The following is an 18287-nucleotide window of genomic DNA, read 5'->3' on the forward strand; positions in this document are numbered from 1 at the left end:
ACGACATAAAGACGGGGACTCGGGGCTAGTCGCCCCGACCGTCCGCCGCCAGCGTCGCACGCTCGGCGTCGCCCTCGACCCGGAAGTAGTCGGCCATGTCCCGCAACTCGTCGGTCCGGTCGGCGACGCCCTCGACCGTCCCGGTCGCCGCCTCCAGGGTCTCCTGCTGGCGGTCGACGGCCTCTGTCGCGGCGTCGGTCTCCTCCCGGGTCCGCTGGCTGATGTCGGCGACCTCCTCGACGGTCGCGACGATCTCCTGTGTGCGGGCGGCCTGCTCGTCGGTCGTCGCGTCGATCTCCTGGATCCCCTGGTTGGCGTCGGCCACGAGTTCGGCCACACGTTCCAGCGAGTCGAGGCCGGTCGCGATGGTCTCCATCCCCTCCTCGACGTGGTCGCTGGTCTCGTGCATGCCCTCGACGGCCGATTCCGTCCGGTCCTGAATCCGCTCGACGCGCTCTGCGATCTCCGTGGTCGCCGCCTGGGTCTCCTCAGCGAGGTCTTTCACTTCGTTCGCGACGACGGCGAACCCGGAGCCGGCCTCGCCCGCGCGGGCGGCCTCGATGGAGGCGTTCAGCGCCAGCACGGAGGTTTGCTCGGCGATGTCCTCGATGATGCCGACGACCTCGTCGATCTCGGCCATCTCCCCGTCGAGTTGTTCGACCTCGTCGACGGCGGCGGTGGTCTGTGCGGTGATGCGGTCCATCTCGCCGACGGCGTCCTCGGCGGCCGCCCTGGCCTGGTCGCCCGCCTCGGCGGCGCGGTCGGACACGTCGGCCACCTCGTCGGCGGTGGCCGCGATCTCCTCGACGGTGGCCGAGAGCTGACTCATCTCGTCGGCGACGGACTGGAGCTTCCGATCCTGCTCGCTCGCACCGTCCGCGATGTCCGTGATGTGGCCTCTGACTTCCGAGCCGGCCTCGCGGGCCGCGTCGGTGCCCGCCGTGGCCTCGTCGCTCGCGGCCGCCACGTCGTCGGTAAAGGCCCGCAGATCGAGGATGGTCGCCTCGATCTCGTCCATCATCGCGTTGAACTCCGTGGCGATCTGGGTCAACGCCTCGCTCTCGCCGTCGGGGTCGAGCCGTCGGGTCAGGTCGCCGTCGGCACAGGCCGCCATCGTCTCGCCGAACTCCCCGGCTTTCCGTTCGAGGTGGTCGTTCAGCTGCTCGGCCTCGGCGCTCAACGTCTCGGCTTTCTCCCGTTCGCGCTGGGCGGCCTCCGTCGCCTGCTCGGCCTCCTCGATGCGGTCCTGGAGTTTATCTCGCATCGTCGCCAGCGCGTCGAAGACCTCCCCCACTTCGTCTCTCCGCGGCGTCGTCACCCGGGTGTCGAACTCCCCCTGCCCGATGGCTGTGGCCTTTCGCTCGACGCGTTGCATCTGCCCGATGAAGTCCGCGCCGACGTAGACGCTCGTGCCGGTCGCCAGCCCGATCAGGATCGCCCACTGCAACAGCAGCGGCACCCATGGCAGGTCGAACACCACGACGAGTGCCCCTGTCAGCACGACCGAGAGGACCGCGACCGTGCCGAGGGCGAACGCGAATTTTCCCCAGAGCCGCTCCCGAACCGGATCGGGGAGCGAGAGAAAGAGTCTATCCAGTACGTTTGCCATGTACTTTCGTGATCTTGCGCCTCATAAGTCGATTCCTCCGGCAGTATCGCGCTTGATAACGATCTTCGCGGCGATCCGACGGCCGGGGCGGCGTGCGAAAAGCAATTGCCGGCGGGTCCGGAAGGAGCGGTATGCGCATCGCCGTGCCCAACAAGGGGCGTCTCCACGATCCGTCGGTCGATCTGCTCGAACGGGCCGGACTCCACGTCGTCGACGGCGCGGACCGGAAACTCTACGCCGACACCGTCGACCCCGAGGTGACGATCCTCTACGCCCGGGCCGCCGATATCCCCGAATACGTCAGCGACGGCGCCGCCGACGTGGGGATCACCGGCCTCGATCAGGTTCGGGAGGCCGACACGGGCGACCTCGTGGACCTGCTCGACCTGGAGTTCGGGGCCTGTCGGCTCGTGCTGGCGGCCCCCGAGGACGGCGCCGTCGAGTCCGTGAACGATCTGGACGGCGGGACCGTCGCCACCGAGTTCCCCAACGTCACCCGGGCGTACCTCGACGACCGGGGCGTCGACGCCGACATCGCGGAGGTCTCGGGTGCCACCGAACTGACGCCGCACGTCGACATCGCCGACGCCATCGTCGACATCACGAGTACGGGCACCACTCTCCGGATGAACCGGCTGGCGGTGATCGACGACGTACTGGAGAGTTCGGTACGGCTGTTCGCCCGCGAGGACGTCGTCGACGATCCGAAAGTCGAGCAGGTGCGGACGGCGCTGTCCTCGGTCAAGACCGCCGAGGGGAAACGCTACCTGATGATGAACGTCCCCGAGGAGAAGATCGAGGCGGTGAAGGACGTGATTCCGGGGATGGGCGGGCCGACGGTGATGGACATCGCGGGGGAGGAGATGGTGGCGGTCCACGCGGTCGTCGACGAGCAGTCGGTGTTCGAGACGATCACCGACCTCAAGGCAGAAGGGGCGACGGACGTGCTGGTGACCGAAATCGAACGGCTGGTCGAGTAACTGTCGCGTCGTCCGACAGGTTTTACGTGGGGATGGCCTGAATCGAAAGGCGACATGGACGAGGCGACAAACGGTGCGCAACCGGACGAGCGGAGTGGGGAGCGGGCTTCGGAGGCGGACGGTTCGGCGGGCACCGAACGAACCGACGGCGGGACGGCTGGCGGTGCGACACCACAGGCCGACACCGACCGGCCGACCCCGACGCCGGTGGGCGACCGGAGCGAGGCCACCGGAGCCGTCGAGTTCCTCGCGCGGTCGGGGACGCGGGTCCGAATCCTGAACGCGCTGGTCGCGTCGGGGCCGTTGACTCGTGACGCCCTCCAGCGACGGTTCGACGCCGCCCGGACCACGGTCCAGCGCAACCTCGACGCGCTGGCCGACCGGGGATGGGTCCGGGAACGGAACCGCGAGTACGACGCCACGGCGGCCGGTGAGTGGGTCGCCGAGGACTTCCGACACCTGGTCCGGACCGTCGACACCGCTTCGGAACTCGCGCCGGTCTACGAACACGTCGATACGGAGGCGGTCGACCTGAACCTCCGACACGTGGACGTGTCGGTGACGACGCCGGACCCGGCCGACCCGCTGAAGATGATCCACGAGCAGGTCCAACACATCGAGGGCGCGGAGTACCTCCGGATGCTGTTTCCGCTGACCTGCGCGCAGGCGCTGGCGGCACTGCACGAGCAGGTCACCGAAGCGGGGGCGGACCTCGAACTGTTGGTCACCCCCGTCGTCGCGGAGAACCTCCGGAGTGAGGCGGACTACCGCGAGATGGTCGCGGACCTGCAGGCGGCGGAGACGGCCTCACTGTGGGTCTACGACGGGCAGTTCCCTTACTATCTGGGCCGGTACGCCGACACCGTCGAACTCGGGCTGGTCGAGGAGGGGCAACCCGCCGCGCTGGTGGCGACCGAAGACGAGCGCGCCCGCCAGTGGGCCGAACGCACCGTCGAGGAGTACCGTGCCGAGGCGACGCCGTTCGAGCAGTGGTGACCGCCACGCGGTGTGGTCGTCGGCGGCGCGTGCAACCCCTGCACACTGTGCACGGGATATGCTGATGGGGCAGTCGGTGCATAACGGGTCTGTGGGCCAGGATCACCAGGGAACGGAGCGTGTGACTCCCCGGACCACGCTGGATGGGTGGCGTCGGACGGGCGATTCCCTCCCAGAGTTCGACGATCTCACGTGGATGCTCGACGTACTGGCACATCCCTATCGTCGTGCGGTGATCGCGGTCCTGCGGGACGGCGAGTGGCTCTCTATCGACGTTCTCACACGGGCGGTCCTGGCCCGGTGCGACGCGGCCACGGCCGGTGACGACCGACCGCCGCTGGAGACGATTCGGCTCCAGCTCCACCACACCCACCTGCCGAAGCTCGACGCTGCGGACGTGATCACGTACGACGCTGCGGACAGGCGAGCCGTCTGTACCGTCGAGGACGACCGGTTCCGCCGTCTGCTCGACGACGCGCTCTTCGTCGACCGCTAGACGAGCCCGAAGATGTTGTTCAGGGCGAAGGCCAAGACCGCGAAGAATCCGAAGTGCAACAGTGTGAGCGGGAGTGCCGACGACCACTTCAGACGGTAGACGTAGCTAATGGCGATGGCGTCGGCGGCAAGCGTCGAAAGGGCTGCGATGCCGACTCCGAGACTCGGTGAGATGGGCCCGACGCCCTGTACCCCCCACCGGCCGAGCAACAGCGAGGTGAGCGCCGGGGCGGGGGCGACGTAGGCGGCGCGTTGGCTCGGCACGTCGCCGATGAAGAAGGTCGCCGCCAGGTGGAGGGTGACGGCGTAGAAGGCGGCGAGAAGCAGGAAGGTCACGACGATTGCCAGCGGCCCACCACCCGTCACGTCGACCTGTAGCGGTAGCATACCCGCGCTTGGTGTGGCGCGGGTATGTAGCCTGCGCTATCCGTCGAGGAGGCCGAGTTCTTCGAGCCGGGAGACGATCCGGTCGACGGCTTCCTCGGCGTCTTCGGGCTGCTTGCCGCCCGTGATCACGAGCTTGCCCGAGCCGAAGAGGAGCGCGACCACGTCGGGGTCGTCCAGCCGGTAGACCAGTCCGGGGAACTGCTCGGGCTCGTACTCGATGTTCTCCAGTCCGAGGCCGATGGCGATGGCGTTGAGGTTGAGGTTGCGGCCGAGGTCGGCAGAGGTGACGATGTTCTGCACGACGATCTCGGGGTCCTCGTCGACCTGGATGTTCAGATCACGCAATTTGTCGAAGACGATCCGCAGGCTCTCGTGCACGTCGTCCGTGCTCTTCGCGCCCGTACAGACGATCTTTCCCGACCGGAAGATGAGTGCCGCCGACTTGGGCTCCTGGGTCCGGTAGACGAGACCAGGGAACTGCTCGGGGTCGTAATCCGCCCCCTCCAGGTCCATTGCCACGCTCTGGAGGTCCAGCTCCTGCCCGATGCCGGTCGAGGCGACGACGTTCTCAATATTGATTGTTTCCTTGGGGTCAACCATGTCTCGACTTAAAGCACGTATTTAAGGTTTATAAAGCTTGGTACCTGTCGATGATAGGTCGCTGTGCTTACCAGTCTCGGCGGGGGGCCTCACGGTCGCTCGGTTCGGCGGCGTGGGCGCGCCCGACCGGAAGGCGTATAGGCCACAGGCGGGCACCTACGGGCGTGTACCTGCTGGAACTGGCCGGCGAGGACGACGCCTTCGCCGTGCGGGAGGCCGCGGCCGTCGCGACGGACGTGGCCCGGCTCGCACCGGGCCTGGCGACGGCGCGCGGCGTCGACGCGCGGACACGCGGGCTCGCCTACACCCACCGCGCAAGCGAGTACGTCGGCCGGACCGACCCCGACGTGGCGAGCGCCCGGGCGTTGCTTTCGGCTGCCACCGTCGAGCGCTCGGGGACGGTCGCGGTTCGCGCCCGCGACGTGCGTGGCCGCTCCAGCGTCGATACGCAGGCGGCCGAGCGGGAACTCGGCGCCGTCCTCGTGGACCGCGGGTTCGCGGTCGACCTCGACGACCCCGACCACGAACTCCGGGCGGTATTCTCCACCGACGCGTGCGCGCTGGGGTGGCTCGCGTTCGAGAGCGTCCGTGACTTCGGCGACCGCCAGCCGACCGACCGCCCTTTCTTCCAGCCCGGGAGTATGGACCCGCTCCTGGCCCGTGCCCTGGCGAACGTCGCGGGTGCGGGGCCCGAAGCGACGATCCTGGACCCGATGTGTGGCACCGGCGGCGGCCTGATCGAGGCCGGGCTAGTCGGGGCGGACGTGCTGGGCGTCGACGCCCAGTCGAAGATGGTCCGTGGCGCGGCCGAGAACCTCGGGCACTGCCTCACGCCCGCACGGTCGGCCGAGGGCCTGCCCGACCCGGGGAGCTGGCACACGGTTCGCGGGGACGCGACGGCGCTTCCCCTCCCCGACGACGCGGTCGACGGCGTGGTCTTCGACGCACCCTACGGCCGCCAGTCGAAGATCGCTAACCAGCCACTCGACGATCTCGTGACCGGCGCGCTCGCGGAGGCCTGCCGGGTCGCCCCGCGAGCCGTCGTCGTCGCCGACCGGGCCTGGGACGACGCCGCCCGCGAGGCCGGCTGGCGCGTGACCGATCGGTTCGAGCGCCGCGTCCATCGCTCGCTGACCCGGCACGTCCTCGTGCTGGCTCGCGCCGACCGCTGAACCGTGCACGGGATTAACAAGGACCGGTGACGATGGTGGAGTCGAAGGGATGCCACTGACCGAACCGGTACCGGACACGGATCCCTACTACGAGTGTCTGGACTGTGATCAGCGCATCACCGAGGAAGTCGACGACCGGCTCTGTCCCGACTGCGGTGGGTATCTGGAGGATTTGACGGTGCCGCGCTGACCACCGCGGCAGTGCAGTCGCGGTGGTCGGTGACGGGCGCGGCAGCACGCCGTGATCGTCGGCTCTGAACAGCCACGGGTAGTCGGCCGTGAGTCTCAGTGACTGAAATCGGGCGGGAAAGTACATCTCCGGTGGCGGTCTACTGATGGCCATGACAGAGCGTTCGCTGGCGCGGGTGAGTTCGGGTATTCCCGGACTCGACGAGATTCTCCACGGTGGGTTCGTCTCGGGGCGACACTACCTGATCCGTGGCCCGCCCGGGACGGGCAAGACGATCCTCGGGTTTCACTTCCTGACGGCCGGGGGCGACGACGAGACGGCGCTCGTGATCAACATCGAGGAGTCGACCAGCGACGTGCAGGCAAACGCCGGGACACTGGGGTTCGACCTCGACGGCGTCGAGACGCTGGATCTCTCGCCGGAGTCGTCGTTTTTCGGTGAAGACGGGTCCTACGACGTGTTCGCACCCAACGAGGTCGAGCGTGATCCAGTGACCGAACGGATCCGTGAACGCGTCGACGCGGTGGACCCCGACCGCGTGTTCGTCGATCCACTCACCCAGTTGCGCTACCTCGCGCCCGACGAGTACCAGTTCCGCAAGCAGACCCTATCCTTCATGCGCTATCTCAAGGACGGTGGTGCGACGGTGCTGTACACCGCCCAGCAGACGCCGACGAGTTCGGACGTGGACCTGCAGTTTCTGAGCGACGGCATCGTCGAACTCGACCACGAGGACGATCGCCGGACGCTCTCGGTACCGAAGTTCCGCGGGTCCGACCGGGAGGGCGGGACCCACTCGCTCCGGATCGACGGCGACGGCCTGACGGTGTTCCCCGAACTGGTTCCCGAAGACTACAGTCAGACGGTCAGGGAGGAGACGATCACCTCGGGCGTCCCGGCACTGGACTCGCTGCTGGGTGGCGGCCTCGAACGCGGGACGACGACGGCCATCAGCGGCCCGACCGGCGTGGGCAAGACGACAACCGGCGCGCTGTTCGCAGAGGGCGCCGCCAGCCGCGGCGAGCGCACCGCGATCTATCTGTTCGAGGAGAGTCGCGCCATCTTCACGCGCCGACTGGAGTCGATCGGCGTTCCGATCTCGAAGATGGAACGGGGGGGGGACGCTCACGCTCGAACAGGTCGAGCCCCTGGCACAGTCGGCCGAGGAGTTCGCCCAGCGCGTTCGGCGCGAGGTCGAGGAAAACGGCACCGAGGTGGTGATGATCGACGGGATCGACGGCTACACCCTCTCGATCCAGGGCGAACAGACGGCGCTCAGACGCAAGCTCCACGCGCTCTGTCGGTATCTCAAGAACGTGGGCGTGACCGTGATCCTCGTCGACGAGGTCGACGGCGTCACCGGCGAGTTCCAGGCGACCGACGCTGGCATCAGCTACCTGGCGGACAACGTCCTCTTCCTGCGGTACCACGAGATCAACGGGGAACTCCGGAAGGCCATCGGCGTCCTGAAAAAGCGGCTCAGCGACTTCGAGAACGCGCTCCGGGCGTTCGAGATCACGGGCGACGGTGTGGTCGTGGGCGACCACCTCTCGGGGCACCAGGGCGTGTTGCGTGGAACGACCACCACGCAGGACCGGGGACCGCATGACGAGTGACGCCGGCTTCACGCACGGCGTCACGACGGACGACGAGGCCCGGATCCGCCTCCTCGTCGCGGACCGACGCAACCGCGAACTGCTGAGCGACTGGCTGGCGGAGGCCTACAGGGGACAGGTCGGGACCGACCCCGACGGCGGGTTCGACCTCTGTGTCCTCGACGCGGCGTCGTTCGCCCGGCACCGCGAGTGGCTCCGGGAGCGGAAAGAGGGCGCTCATCCGGTCTTCCTGCCGGCGTTGCTGGTCAGCAACGAGCCGCCCAGCGAAGAGCTCGACCCGTCGGCGTGGTCGTCGATCGACGGCCTGTACGTCATCGACGAGATCGTCTCGGTCCCGGTCGAGAAGTCGGTACTGTACCGCCGGCTGGAGAACCTGCTCGAACGCCGTCGGCTCTCACAGCGACTCTCCGGTCGGCTGGAGCGCTCACGCGAGCGGTTTCGGACGCTGTTCGACGGAACACCCGACCCCGTGTTCGTCCTCTCGACGGACTCGACGATTCAATACGTCAACGACGCCTTCTGCGAGCAGTTCGACCTGACTCGCGAGACGGCACTCGACGGCTCGCTGGGCGATCTGTCGGCGTTCCCGACCGAGACGGCGACCACCGTCGAGGGCGAGGTGGCGACCATGCTCGACGGGCGGGAGACGGGCCCCGAGACGGTCACCTACCGAGGGCCCGACGGAACCGAACGGTTCGCCGAGATCACGGTCAACAGCATCGACGCCGGCGACCGCGACGACGCGGTCGTCATCATGCGGGACGTGACCGAGCGCCGCAAACGCGAGCGGGAACTCGAAGAGAGCGAGACGCGATTCCGGGCGGTCTTCGAGAACGCGCACGACGGTCTCCTGATCGCCAACGATGACGGCCGGTGTTTCGACGCGAACCCCGCCGCCGCGGACCTGCTCGGCGTCGACCGCGACGAGCTGATCGGGATGTCGATCGCCGACTTCGCGCCGCCGGACTTCGACTTCGAGGCGGCATGGCAGCGGTTCCAGGAGAGCGACCGACAGCGGGGCGAGTTCCCGCTGGTCCGGGCCGACGGCGAGGAACGCGTCGTCGAGTTCAGCGCGACCACGGACATCCTGCCGGGGCGGCACCTCTCGGCGTTGCGGGACGTGACCGAGCGCAAAGAGATGGAGGCCCAGCTCCGCGAGAGCGAACAGCGGTTCAACCAGATCGCCGACAGCGTCCACGAGGTCATCTGGATGACCGACCCGACGACGGACGAACTGGTGTATCTCAGCCCCGGCTTCGGCGAACTCGTCGACCGGAGCGGTCCCGCCGTCGGCGACGACCCCGTGGGCTTTCTCGACGCGGTCCATCCAGACGACCGCAGGCGCGTCCGCGACTGGATGCTCACCGTCCACGACCCCGACGACGACGCCGACAGTTACAGCATCGAACACCGCATCCAGCGACCCGACGGGACCGTCCGCTGGGTCGAGACCGACGCCTACCCCGTCCGGGACGAGGACGGCGTCACCCGGCGGTACGTCGGCATCATCGACGACATCACCGAGTTGAAAGCGCGCGAGCGGGAACTGACGGCCCAGAACGAACGCCTCGACCGGTTCGCGACACTCGTCTCCCACGACCTGCGAAACCCCCTTCAGGTCGCCGTCTCGCGGGTCGACGCCGCGCGAACCGTCGCCGACCCCGACGGCGAGGTCGACGACCACCTCGACACTACCGCCGGCAGTCTCGACCGGATGGACCGCCTCATCGACGACGTGCTGACCCTGGCCCGCGAAGGCCAGTCCGATACCGACCCCGAACCGGTCGCGCTCTCGACGGCGAGCGACCGGGCGTGGGAGTGCGTCGAGCGGACCGACGCGACGCTGACGGTCGCCGAGGACGCCCGCATCCGCGCCGATCCGGACCGGATCGTCACGCTCCTGGAGAACTTCTTTCGCAATGCGGTCGAGCACGCCGGCGGGCCCGTCTCGGTCACCGTCGGCGCCCTCGAATCCGGGTTCTACGTCGCGGACGACGGCCCCGGCATCCCCGAAGACGAACGCGACGTGGTGACCGAACTGGGGTACTCGACCTCCGACGACGGGACCGGGTTCGGCCTCGCAATCGTCCGGGAGATCGCAAAGGCCCACGGCTGGGAGTTGACAGTCACCGAGAGCGACGAAGGCGGCGCGCGCTTCGAGTTCACCGGCGTCGGCCGGCTCGACTGAGTCACTGGGCCTGTGCCAGCTTCGACAGCAGGTGGGAGACGTGCAGGCGTTCGTTGGTACCGTCTTTCAGGTCCATGTCGATCTCGCCGGCGAGCCGGTGGAGTCGCGCCAGCCGGTCGGACTCGTACCGCGAGCGAGCGACGCGTAGCAGGTCTTCCATGACCTCTTCGCCGCTGTAGCCCTCGTCGACCAGCAGGTCGTCGAGTGTCTTCCGGGCGTCGGTGAAGTCGCCGGCCTCGGCGTCGTCGAGCATCTCCTCGACGCGGTCGTCGGTGCCGACCTCGCCCAGCGCCTCGTAGGCGGCCTCCATGGTGATCTCGCCCTCGGTCTCGGCGGTGGTCTGGGCCGAAAGCAGGGCCGTCCGGAGGTCGCCGTCGGCGTAGCCGGCGACGTACTCCAGGCCGTCGGCGCCGTATTCGACACCCTCGGCCTCGACGACCGACCGGAGGACGGAGACGATCTCGTCGTGTCTCGGCGCGCGCACGGGGACGGGGAAACACCGCGAGCGGATCGGCGGGATCAGTGCCGACGGCTGGCGGGTCGCGATGACGAACTGTGTGGTCTCGTAGTACTTCTCCATCACGCGGCGCAGCGCCTGCTGGAAGTCCTCGCGGATCGACTCGGCGTTGTCGAGCAGGATCGTCTTGTACTCGCCCGAGACCGGCGAGTAGCTGGCCGACTCCTTGAGGACGTGGTTGATGAGGTCGGCCTTCGAGGAGTTGCGGCGGCGCTTGGGCGTGATGAAGGATGCGAAGCGTGGGTCCTCGCTCACCTCCTTTTTCGTCATCCCGAAGAAGTCGTCGACGTTGATCTCCACGAAGTCGTTGTCGGGGTCGGCGTGGGTCTCGCGGGCCAGCGCGCGCACGGCGGCAGTCTTGCCACTGCCACGCGGGCCGTGGACGACCAGGTTGAGCGGTTCGTCGACCGCCCGCCACAGCGACTCGCGGACCCCGGACTGTGGGAGATCGTCGATCTCCGGCGCGTGCACCTCGGTCCACAGGGGGGCATCCATTTGCCTCGGCTTCGGGGACCGAGGGTAAGAATCGGTCGGTCGGCGGCCGCCCAAAAAGTGAACCGTGGGCCGTCAGGACTCCCCGTCGCCGCCGTTCCCGTTGCCGCCGTCTCCGCTGCCGTTCCCGTTGCCGTCGTCTCCGCTGCCGTTTTCGTCGCCCCCGTCCGCGCCGTTCTCACCGTCACCTTCGTCTTCGGCTCCGTTCCGTTCACCGCCGTCTGCGCCGTCCTCGTCGCCGTCTTCGGCCGCCTCGCCGTCGGCTCCGTCTCCGTCACCTTCGTCGGGTTCGTCCACATCGCCGGCATCGCCGTTCTCCCCTGCCGGTTCTTGCTCCCCGTCTTCGTCCTCGGGGGTGTCGACGTCGTCTTCGGGCGTCTCGTCGGCCTCGTCGGGCGTGACGTCGATATCCGGCGTTCCGGTCACGTCCTCGGGAGTGTCCGGTTCGGGCGTCCCCTCGTCACCGGGCGCCACCGGTTCGGGCGTCTCGGTCTCGGTTTCGGTCGTGGTCACGCCCGGGGAGTCGGTTATCGTGGTAGTCGTGGGCGTGTCCGTCGTCGTGGTAGTCGTGGGTGTGTCCGTCGTGGTTGTCGTATTGTTGGGCGTCGTCGTGGTGTCTTCGTCGTCGTCCTCCTCGAACTCTTCTTGGCCATCGCCATCGCCATCGCCGTCGCCGTCGCCGTCACCATCGCCGTCGTCGATGGTCACGAACGCGCCGTCGAGGACCAGCGTGCCGTCGTCGCTCCTGTAGGGTGGGTCCTCGTCCCCGTCGCTGGTCACGTAGTCGAAGGTCTCGTTGTCGTTCGAGTCCCGGTGGGCCATTGCGATCAGGGTCTGATCGCTGTCGAGTTCGTCCTGGTCGAACTGTGCGCCCCGAACGTCGAACAGCCGGATCGTCACGTCCTCGTAGGTGCCGGATTCGAGGTACTCGGACACGCCGACGACGCTCCCGACCGCGTCACCGTCGAGGAGCCCCCGGTCGTGGATCACCACGTACCCGCCGTCGGGGAGGCGTACCTGCTCGACCGTGACCGTCTCGCCGTCGCTCTCCTGGTCGTCGAAGGTGACGCCCGGATCGTCCGGTGGTGTCTGCTGTGCGACCTGTGCGTTCTGGGCCGCCGAGGGACCGCTCGCGCCGGCGTTGACCGCCACCGCGCCGGCGACGCCGAGTCCCAGCACGACGACGACGGCGACCGTTGCCGCCAGGGTGCGCTGTGTCATAGGCGTCGAAGTCTCCACGGAGACGCGATTAAATCACGAGCACCGTTGCGGACCGATTTCGGCCCGCTAACAGCTGGAATCCGGCCTTACCCGCGGGTAGGCCCGGATTTCAGGCACCCTGGGTCCCGGACCGGCGGTGGTAAGCCGCGACCCGACCGCCGTAACCGCAGGCCGGCGCTGCCGTCTTGCGTCGAGCCCGACTGAACCCTTTCGAAGCGGGTTTACGGCCGCCTGCCGACCGGACGGATATGCACGTGACCTTTCTCGGGACCAGCGGGGCCGTTCCGACGACGATGCGCAACCCGAGCGCGGTGATGGTCCGCCGGGAAGGTGAGCGCTTCCTCTTCGACGCCGGCGAGGGGACCCAGCGTCAGATGATGCGCTTTTCCACCGGTTTCGCCGTCTCGCACGTCTTCGTCTCCCATCTCCACGGCGACCACGTCCTCGGCCTCCCCGGCCTGATCCAGACCTGGGACTTCAACGACCGCGAGGAACCCGTGGCGATCCACACGCCCGCGGGTACCCGCCGCCGGATCCGGGACCTGATAACCGTCACCGGCAACGAACCCTCCTTTCCCGTCCGCGTCAACGAAGTCTCGCCCGGCGACGTGGCACTCGACGGCGGGGAGTTCGAGGTCCGAGCGTTCGAGACCGACCACCGGGCCACGTCGGTCGGCTACGCCATCGTCGAGGACGACCGCAAGGGCCGGTTCGACCGTGAGAAGGCAGAGGAGGAACTCGGCATCGAACCCGGTCCCGAGTACAGCAAACTCCACAACGGCGAGTCCGTGGAACTCGACGACGGGACGGTCGTCCAGCCCGAGCAGGTCGTCGGCCCGCCCCGGCCCGGTCGGCGGGTCGTCTACACCGGCGACACCTGTCCCACCGAGGGGGTCGTCGAAGCCGCCGTCGACGCGGACCTGTTGATCCACGACGCCACTTTCGCCGAGGACCGCCGCGAGCGGGCGGGTCAGACCGGCCACTCGACGGCGAAACAGGCCGCCGAGATCGCCAACCGCGCGGGGGCCAAACGGCTGGCGCTGACCCACGTCTCGACGCGCTACGCCGGCCAGTCCGGCCGACTGGAGGACGAAGCCCGCGAGGTGTTCGACGGCGAGGCCGTCCTCCCCGACGACGGCGACGAACTCGACGTGCCGTTCCCGGACGGAGAGGACGGGGACTGAATTTTTCCCACCGCCCGCCCAGTGGCCGGTGTGACCGACGACTGCCCGTTCTGTGCCATCGTCAGTGGCGACGCGCCGGCCAGCGTCGTCTACGAGACCGACGACACGATCGCGTTCGCGGACATCGCGCCCGTCACCGAGGGCCACACGCTGGTGATCCCGACGGCCCACTCGTCGGGGCTCGCCGGTCTGGACCCCGGCACCGGTGGGCAACTGTTTCGGGTGGGCCAGGAGATCGCCGCGGCGTTGCGAGCGTCGGACGTGCCGACCGAGGGGATCAACCTCTTCCTGGCGGACGGCGAGATCGCGGGCCAGGAAGGACTCCACGTCCACCTGCACGTCATTCCCCGGACGGGAGACGACGGCGTCACGCTCGGGTTCGAGCGGTCGGAACCCGGGCGCGACCGGCTGGACACCATTGCCGACGCGGTCGCCGCGGAACTGTAACCGCGCGCCGTCGTTCCGTCGGGCCGCCGTGCCCTGTCCGGCGGGTGGCCCGGCACGAAGTTTATGCCGGCCAGGTCCCTAGTCCGTGGTAGTTGTGAACGCCCGTACGAGCGCGCTCGATGCAGTCGTCTTCGGGGTGGACATCCAGAGCGGGGACGTGAGGGGGTCGGCTCCGTCCTACGCGCTGGTCGTCTTCGACGGGGAGTCCGTCGACCGCGACGTGGTCTCCCGGCGGAAACTCAATCGGCTGATCGACGACCGGGAGCCGGCCATCGTCGCGACGGACAACATGTACGAACTCGCCGAGAACAAGGACGCCCTGATCCACTTCCTCGGGCAACTCCCCGACGAGACGAAGCTCGTCCAGGTCACCGGCGCGGAGCGGCCGGAACCGCTCTCGCGGGTCGCCGGCCGGCACAACGTGCCCTACGGCAAGGACCCGATGAAGGAAGCCGAGGCCGCCGCCCGCCTCGCCGCGATGAACGTCGGCCAGGAGGTGTCGGCCTTCACGAATACCACCCGCGTGAAGGTCGCTCGCGGGCGCTCGACCGGGAAAGGCGGCTGGTCTGAGGACCGCTACACTCGCCGCATCCACGGCGCGGTCAAGAAGCGGACCCGCGAGGTCGAGTCCGAACTGGACGACGCCGGCCTCGACTACGAGCGGGACGCGACCGAGAAGTACGGCGGCTTTTCCAACGCAATCTTCGAAGTGGAGGGGCGACCCGCCGACATCCCCGTCTCGGCGCACCGCTCGGGCGACGTGCGTGTCGAGATCGAGCGCGAGCGTCGCGACGGCATCGAGTTCCAGCCGCTGGTCAAGCGCCGGGATCACGTCATCGTCGGCATCGATCCGGGAACGACGACCGCGGCCGCGGTCGTCGACGTGCACGGCGACGTGCTGGACGTGTTCAGTACTCGTACTGCGGACACCGCGGACGTGATCGAGTGGATCATCGAGCGCGGCCGGCCCATCGTCGTCGCCGCCGACGTGGAACCGATGCCCGAGACCGTCGAGAAGATCCGGCGGAGCTTCGAGGCCGCCGCGTGGGTGCCCGCCCGGGACCTCCCGGTCGACGAGAAGAAACACCGCACCCGCGAGGAGGGGTACGACGACGACCACCAGCGCGACGCCCTGGCGGCGGCGCTGTCTGCCTTCGACGCCCACGAGGATCAGTTCGAACGTGTCGCCGAGAAGGTGCCGCCCCAGTTCGACCTCGGCGAGGTGCTGGCCCGCGTCGTCGCCGGCGAGGAGTCCGTCGAGGCGGTGATCTCGGATCTGGAGCGGGACCCCGACGAAGAAGAGGAGACGACCGAACACACCGCCCGGGAACTCACCGCAGAGGAGAAGAAGATCAAGCGACTCGAAGCGCGGGTCGACCGGCTGGAGGACCACAACGAGGACCTGAAAGACACCATCGCACGCAAGGACGACCGGATCGAGGAGTACGAACAGGAGCTCTCGGAGGCCCGCCGCGAGGAACGCCGCGAGGCCCGCGAGCGCCGGGAGATCACCCGGTTGGAGCGGGAGAACGAACGGCTCGAACGGGAACTCGACGAGGAGCGCGAGCGAGTCGAGGAGCTAGAGAACAAACTCGAACGGCTGAAGTCGCTGTGGAAACTCGACCACTCGAACTTCGCGGACGTGTCGGAGAAACGGGCCGATCTCGTGCCGGTGAAGGTGATCGAGGAGTTCACCAGGGACGCCATCGAACACGCCGACGAGGCCTACGGACTGGCCGAGGGTGACGTGATCTACCTCCGGGATGGGAGCGGTGCCGGGCGATCGACCGCTCAGCGACTCGCGAACGTGAACCCGCGGGTCGTCCTGCGGGACGGCGGGCAACTCTCCGACGCCGCCGACGATTTGCTCTTCGAACACGACGTGCCCGTCGGTCCCACCGATGGCGTGCGGATTCAGGAGGTGGACGAACTCGCGGTGGCCCGCGAGAGCGAGGTCGAGACCGTGATCGACGACTGGGAAGAGCGGGCCGAGGAACGCGAGAAACAGAACAACGAGCAGATGGTGGATCGACTGATCAGCGAACACCGGGCGGACCGACCGGAGAGCTAGGTCACGTCGCCCAGCCCCATCCCGATCGCGCCCAGTACGGTCGTCACGAATCCGTACGCCACCAGCAACAGCCCGGCGATCGCGAACGCGAAGCCGGCCGCGACGTACAGACTCTCTATCGCGACGACGCCGATTCCACCGAGCAGGAGCACCAGCCCCAGAACCCCCGCCGTCCCAATCTTGTCCAGCATACACGCCCTTCCCATCTCGGGTAGCTTAAACACGGTGACTCGGCACGACAGCGCCGACGGCGGCGACTGCGCCGACGAACCCAGCGACGGGAACTGGACACGAATTTATAATTAAAACAGCCAATAAAATTTTAAGGCAAACATATAGAAATTAAGCGAGTACTATGGGGGAAATACGGATCGCAGCAGTGGTTGCCGTCGTCGCACTCGGCGTCGCAGTTGTGGGGGTCACGGGTGCAGTCGGCGGCGGTACTGCGGCAGGGGCCAGCGCGGCGGACGCGTCGCTCGGGACGATACAGACGAACACGACGAACACCACCGATTCGACGAACGAGACTGCCACGGGGACCGTCGCCGGGACGGTGACGGACGGCAGTGGCGCGGCGGTGGCGGACGCGACCGTCACGGTCGGGTCGGCGTCGGCGACGACGAACGCGACCGGGGGGTACGCGGTCACGGTCCCGACAGGGACGTACACGCTCGCGGTGTCGGTCGCCGGCGAGCAGGTTGCCACGCGGTCGGTGAACGTGACGGCGAACGCGACGACGACCGCCGACGTGTCCGTCGCGGTGACCACGACCATCCAGGGGACGGTGACCGACACCGACGGCCAGCCGATCAGTTCGGTGTTCGTCGACCTGCGCCAGCCCGGCGGGTTCGCGGACACGGCCGGGTTCCCCGACGAGTACGTGGCTCGCACGCAACCGGACGCAGACGGGCGATACCAGCTCTCGGTCGACCCGGGTGAGTACGACCTCGGAGCCGGCAGCGTCGAGTACGAACTCGGCGTGGCGAACGTCTCGCTCTCGCCGGGTGAGACGCTGACCCGGAACTTCACGCTCGACCGGGCCGACGGCGGGATCGCTGGGACTGTCACCGACGAGAGCGGGGCGCCGATCCCGAACGCGACCGTGACGACGCTGAACGGCACGGCGTCCGCCTCGACCGGTGCTGACGGGACCTTCGATCTCACGATGGCGGAAGGCACGTACACGGTCGTCGTCGACGCCGACGGCTACCAGCCCACCACCAGCGAGGTCACCGTGCAAGCGGGGCAGACCGCGGAGATCGACGTCGCGCTCACCGAACGGAACGCGTCCCAGGCACCGCTCGTGGTCGCGATCACCGACACGTCCAGCCCGGTCGCGCCGGGTGGAACGGTCGCCGTCGACGCGTCGCTGACCAACCAGCGTGAGGAGACGGTCAGCCAGTCCGTGTCGCTCGTCGTCGACGGGACGACCGTCGACGACACGTTCGTCTCGGTGCCCGCCGGTGCGAGCCAGTCGGTCACGCTCGTGTGGACGGCCCGCTCCGACACCGACGGGAGTTACACGGCGACCGTCCAGAGCGGCGACGCGGCCGCCTCGACCGTCCTCACCGTCGATCCGTCGTTGAACACCTCCGACGGGGGTGGAACCGACGACGGGTCCGACAACGACACCGGCGACTCCGGGCCGACGTTCGGGACCGGCAACGATTCGGACGGTTCGGACTCGACGTTCGAACCGGGCAACGACTCGACCGACTCCGACCCGACGTTCGAGGCAGGCAACGATTCCAGCGGCGATCTGTTCGCGGGGATCGGGAACGACACGAGCCAACCGTTCGGCGGGTTCGAGACGAACGGCTCGGGTGCGCCGACGTTCGAGTTCGACACCGAGACCGGCGGCTCGGGCTTCGACTTCGAGACCGACTCGGGCGGACCGGCCTTCGAGTTCGGCAACGACACCGGCGACTCCGGGTTCGGGTTCGAGACCCGGTCGGGCGCGCCGACGTTCGAGTTCGGTAACGAGACCGGCGGGTCCGGATTCGACTTCGGGACCGACTCGGGTGGCGCGGACTTCGCGTTCGACACCGACTCGGACGCACCGACGTTCGACTTCCCGTCGGACTAGGCGGGAACTCGTTTTCGTGACGGAAGGTGGACGCAG

16 protein-coding genes and 1 pseudogene are annotated in these 18287 nt (G+C 68.2%); 11 read left to right on the forward strand and 6 right to left on the reverse strand.

Features of this window, described 5'->3' with window-relative positions; translation table 11 throughout:
- Window positions 1–25: 25 nt before the first annotated feature.
- Window positions 26–1609 carry a methyl-accepting chemotaxis protein gene (locus tag EAF64_RS19250; RefSeq protein ID WP_129070609.1) on the reverse strand — a complete coding sequence of 528 codons (1584 nt, stop codon included), beginning with the start codon at window positions 1607–1609 and terminating at the stop codon, window positions 26–28.
- Window positions 1610–1740: 131 nt separating this feature from the next.
- Here EAF64_RS19250 and hisG point away from each other — a divergent pair, with 131 nt between their 5' ends.
- The 3 genes from hisG (at window position 1741) to EAF64_RS19265 (ending at window position 4081) form a co-directional block, all read left to right on the forward strand.
- Window positions 1741–2589 carry an ATP phosphoribosyltransferase gene (hisG, locus tag EAF64_RS19255; protein WP_129070610.1) on the forward strand — a complete coding sequence of 283 codons (849 nt, stop codon included), beginning with the start codon at window positions 1741–1743 and terminating at the stop codon, window positions 2587–2589.
- Between the two features lie 54 nt (window positions 2590–2643).
- On the forward strand, window positions 2644–3585 hold the full coding sequence (locus EAF64_RS19260; RefSeq protein ID WP_129070611.1) for a helix-turn-helix transcriptional regulator: 942 nt from the start codon (window positions 2644–2646) through the stop codon (window positions 3583–3585).
- Window positions 3586–3676: 91 nt separating this feature from the next.
- A complete protein-coding gene (locus EAF64_RS19265; protein WP_129070612.1) occupies window positions 3677–4081 on the forward strand; it encodes a DUF7344 domain-containing protein in 405 nt (134 codons plus the stop codon).
- On the opposite strand, the gene EAF64_RS19270 is transcribed toward EAF64_RS19265, so the two are convergent.
- Together EAF64_RS19270 and EAF64_RS19275 are read right to left on the reverse strand one after the other, a co-directional pair.
- Window positions 4078–4467 carry a DUF7473 family protein gene (locus tag EAF64_RS19270; protein WP_129070613.1) on the reverse strand — a complete coding sequence of 130 codons (390 nt, stop codon included), beginning with the start codon at window positions 4465–4467 and terminating at the stop codon, window positions 4078–4080. The two genes, EAF64_RS19265 and EAF64_RS19270, sit on opposite strands and share 4 nt — an antisense overlap.
- A gap of 36 nt (window positions 4468–4503) precedes the next feature.
- Window positions 4504–5067 (reverse strand): TATA-box-binding protein, encoded by a 564-nt coding sequence (locus EAF64_RS19275; protein ID WP_092658697.1) that lies wholly within the window; start codon window positions 5065–5067, stop codon window positions 4504–4506.
- Window positions 5068–5231: 164 nt separating this feature from the next.
- On the opposite strand from EAF64_RS19275, the gene EAF64_RS19280 reads away from it, so the two are divergent.
- The 4 genes and pseudogenes from EAF64_RS19280 to EAF64_RS19295 all read left to right on the forward strand — a co-directional run bounded on the left by EAF64_RS19280 (window position 5232) and on the right by EAF64_RS19295 (window position 10233).
- Entirely contained in the window at window positions 5232–6239 is a 1008-nt protein-coding gene (locus EAF64_RS19280) for a methyltransferase domain-containing protein (protein WP_129070614.1), read from the forward strand.
- A gap of 49 nt (window positions 6240–6288) precedes the next feature.
- Window positions 6289–6429 (forward strand): rubrerythrin-like domain-containing protein, encoded by a 141-nt coding sequence (locus tag EAF64_RS19285; RefSeq protein WP_129070615.1) that lies wholly within the window; start codon window positions 6289–6291, stop codon window positions 6427–6429.
- A 151-nt stretch (window positions 6430–6580) separates the two neighbouring features.
- Window positions 6581–8045: pseudogene (locus tag EAF64_RS21780) on the forward strand (ATPase domain-containing protein).
- Window positions 8035–10233: a PAS domain-containing protein gene (locus tag EAF64_RS19295; RefSeq protein ID WP_129070616.1), complete on the forward strand. Its 2199-nt coding sequence runs from the start codon at window positions 8035–8037 to the stop codon at window positions 10231–10233. Before EAF64_RS21780 ends, EAF64_RS19295 begins: the two are co-directional and overlap by 11 nt.
- A 1-nt stretch (window position 10234) precedes the next feature.
- On the opposite strand, the gene EAF64_RS19300 is transcribed toward EAF64_RS19295, so the two are convergent.
- Together EAF64_RS19300 and EAF64_RS19305 are read right to left on the reverse strand one after the other, a co-directional pair.
- Entirely contained in the window at window positions 10235–11245 is a 1011-nt protein-coding gene (locus EAF64_RS19300) for an AAA family ATPase (protein ID WP_129070617.1), read from the reverse strand.
- Between the two features lie 72 nt (window positions 11246–11317).
- On the reverse strand, window positions 11318–12463 hold the full coding sequence (locus tag EAF64_RS19305) for a DUF7282 domain-containing protein (protein WP_129070618.1): 1146 nt from the start codon (window positions 12461–12463) through the stop codon (window positions 11318–11320).
- A gap of 248 nt (window positions 12464–12711) precedes the next feature.
- Between EAF64_RS19305 and rnz the strand changes: the two genes are divergently transcribed.
- The 3 genes from rnz (at window position 12712) to EAF64_RS19320 (ending at window position 16165) form a co-directional block, all read left to right on the forward strand.
- Window positions 12712–13647 carry a ribonuclease Z gene (gene rnz, locus EAF64_RS19310; RefSeq protein WP_129070619.1) on the forward strand — a complete coding sequence of 312 codons (936 nt, stop codon included), beginning with the start codon at window positions 12712–12714 and terminating at the stop codon, window positions 13645–13647.
- A gap of 30 nt (window positions 13648–13677) precedes the next feature.
- Window positions 13678–14094, forward strand: coding sequence for an HIT family protein (locus EAF64_RS19315; protein WP_129070620.1), 417 nt, complete (start codon window positions 13678–13680; stop codon window positions 14092–14094).
- Between the two features lie 94 nt (window positions 14095–14188).
- The gene (locus EAF64_RS19320; protein WP_129070621.1) at window positions 14189–16165 is read left to right on the forward strand and encodes a DUF460 domain-containing protein; all 1977 of its coding nucleotides are present in this window, start codon (window positions 14189–14191) and stop codon (window positions 16163–16165) included.
- Here the strand turns inward: EAF64_RS19320 and EAF64_RS19325 are convergent.
- Window positions 16162–16356, reverse strand: a complete 195-nt coding sequence (locus EAF64_RS19325; RefSeq protein WP_129070622.1) for a DUF7470 family protein — start codon at window positions 16354–16356, stop codon at window positions 16162–16164. The two genes, EAF64_RS19320 and EAF64_RS19325, sit on opposite strands and share 4 nt — an antisense overlap.
- A gap of 164 nt (window positions 16357–16520) precedes the next feature.
- Between EAF64_RS19325 and EAF64_RS19330 the strand changes: the two genes are divergently transcribed.
- Window positions 16521–18251, forward strand: coding sequence for a carboxypeptidase-like regulatory domain-containing protein (locus EAF64_RS19330; RefSeq protein WP_129070623.1), 1731 nt, complete (start codon window positions 16521–16523; stop codon window positions 18249–18251).
- Window positions 18252–18287 lie beyond the last annotated feature (36 nt).

This window comes from Halorientalis pallida (assembly GCF_004118325.1).
In the GTDB taxonomy this organism is placed as follows: Archaea; Halobacteriota; Halobacteria; order Halobacteriales; family Haloarculaceae; genus Halorientalis; species Halorientalis pallida.